This is a genomic window from Gluconobacter sp. P1D12_c, from assembly GCF_018812105.1.
GTDB classification, from domain to species: domain Bacteria; phylum Pseudomonadota; class Alphaproteobacteria; order Acetobacterales; family Acetobacteraceae; genus Gluconobacter; species Gluconobacter oxydans_A.
In genome coordinates this window covers 1-2,500 of record NZ_JACSIQ010000035.1, presented here as the reverse complement: position 1 = coordinate 2,500, position 2,500 = coordinate 1, and the positions used below count along the sequence as shown (strand labels likewise).

At 55.3% G+C, this 2,500-nt stretch carries 1 tRNA gene and 2 rRNA genes (1 of these 3 cut by a window edge); all 3 read left to right on the top strand.

The window, feature by feature from the left end:
- A 23S ribosomal RNA gene (locus KP705_RS15050) occupies positions 1–2,180 on the top strand; it begins 557 nt to the left of the window's first position.
- A gap of 80 nt (positions 2,181–2,260) precedes the next feature.
- Positions 2,261–2,375 (top strand): 5S ribosomal RNA (gene rrf / locus KP705_RS15045).
- A gap of 48 nt (positions 2,376–2,423) precedes the next feature.
- Positions 2,424–2,500: transfer RNA gene (locus KP705_RS15040), tRNA-Met, on the top strand.

Below are 2,500 nucleotides of genomic sequence, written 5' to 3'. Positions count from 1 at the left end.
GTCAGCGAGTTTCTGTTTGCAGCGAGCTTAAGCCGTTAGGTGTAGGCGTAGCGAAAGCGAGTCTGAATAGGGCGAATGAGTTGCTGGCAGAAGACCCGAAACCGAGTGATCTAGCCATGGCCAGGCTGAAGGTGCGGTAACACGCACTGGAGGGCCGAACCCACGCCTGTTGAAAAAGTCGGGGATGAGCTGTGGCTAGGGGTGAAAGGCCAATCAAACTCGGAGATAGCTGGTTCTCCGCGAAATCTATTGAGGTAGATCGTCGGGTGTTTACCCTGGGGGGTAGAGCACTGGATGGGCTAGGGGGGCCCAAAGCCTTACCAAACCTAACCAAACTCCGAATACCCAGGAGTATAGCCCGGCAGACAGACAGTGGGTGCTAAGGTCCATTGTCGAGAGGGAAACAGCCCAGACCACCAGCTAAGGCCCCTAAATCGTGGCTAAGTGGGAAAGGATGTGGGGATTCCAAAACAACCAGGAGGTTGGCTTAGAAGCAGCCATCCTTTAAAGAAAGCGTAATAGCTCACTGGTCTATTAGAAACCCTGCGCCGAAAATGTAACGGGGCTCAAGCCACGTGCCGAAGCTGTGGGTGCATTCTTATGAATGCGCGGTAGCGGAGCGTTCCGTAAGTCTGCGAAGGAGGCGGGGTGACCCCCTCTGGAGATATCGGAAGTGCGAATGCTGACATGAGTAGCGACAAACAGTGCGAGAAACACTGTCGCCGAAAGTCCAAGGGTTCCTGCGCAAGGTTAATCCACGCAGGGTGAGCCGGCCCCTAAGGCGAGGGCGAGAGCCGTAGTCGATGGGAACTAGGTGAATATTCCTAGGCCTGCCAGAAGTGACGAATGAGAAATGTTGTCTGTCCTTATCGGATTGAACAGGCTTTTCGACCATTCCAGGAAATAGCTCTGGCGTATAGACCGTACCCGAAACCGACACAGGTGGACTGGTAGAGAATACCAAGGCGCTTGAGAGAACGATGCTGAAGGAACTAGGCAAATTGCTCGTGTAACTTCGGGATAAACGAGACCCAATCGTGGGCAACCATGGTTGGGTGGCACAGACCAGGGGGTAGCGACTGTTTAGTAAAAACACAGGGCTCTGCGAAATCGTGAGATGACGTATAGGGCCTGACGCCTGCCCGGTGCCGGAAGGTTAAGAGGAGATGTGCAAGCATTGAATTGAAGCCCCGGTAAACGGCGGCCGTAACTATAACGGTCCTAAGGTAGCGAAATTCCTTGTCGGGTAAGTTCCGACCTGCACGAATGGCGTAACGACTTCCCCACTGTCTCCAGCATCGACTCAGCGAAATTGAATTCCCCGTGAAGATGCGGGGTACCCGCGGTCAGACGGAAAGACCCTATGAACCTTTACTGCAGCTTTGCAGTGGCATCAGGAAAATCCTGTGTAGGATAGGTCGGAGGCTTTGAAGCCGGGGCGCCAGCACCGGTGGAGCCACCCTTGAAATACGACCCTGAATTTTTCTGATGTCTAACCGAGACCAGTAAGCCTGGTCCGGGACCCTGCATGGTGGGCAGTTTGACTGGGGCGGTCGCCTCCCAAAGTGTAACGGAGGCGCGCGATGGTGGGCTCAGGCCGGTCGGAAACCGGCTGTCGAGTGCAATGGCATAAGCCCGCCTGACTGCGAGAATGACAGTTCGAGCAGAGACGAAAGTCGGCCATAGTGATCCGGTGGTCCCACGTGGACGGGCCATCGCTCAACGGATAAAAGGTACTCTAGGGATAACAGGCTGATCTCCCCCAAGAGTCCACATCGACGGGGAGGTTTGGCACCTCGATGTCGGCTCATCACATCCTGGGGCTGGAGCAGGTCCCAAGGGTTCGGCTGTTCGCCGATTAAAGTGGTACGTGAGCTGGGTTTAGAACGTCGTGAGACAGTTCGGTCCCTATCTGCCGTGGGTGTAAGAGACTTGAGAGGATTTGTCCCTAGTACGAGAGGACCGGGATGAACATACCTCTGGTGCACCGGTTGTCACGCCAGTGGCACAGCCGGGTAGCTAAGTATGGACGGGATAACCGCTGAAAGCATCTAAGCGGGAAACCCACCTCAAAACGAGGTCTCATAGAGCCGTGACAGACCATCACGTTGATAGGCCGGGTGTGAAAGTGCAGTAATGCATGCAGCTAACCGGTCCTAATCGCTCATACTTCTCACATCAGACACATGCACAGAAATCAGCCACACTCAATAAACACCAACCTCCGCCCACTCTCAAAAAGACTGGGTGGGCTAGAAGACCTGGTGGCCATTGCGAGGGCCCTACACCCGATCCCTTCCCGAACTCGGCCGTGAAATCCCTCAGCGCCTATGATACTGCACCTCAAGGTGCGGAAAAGTCGGTCGCCGCCAGGTCCCCTAGCCCACTCACAAAAACCCCCACACCAACATCACATATACCACCGCGGGGTGGAGCAGCCCGGTAGCTCGTCAGGCTCATAACCTGAAGGCCGCAGGTTCAAATCCTGCCCCCGCAACCA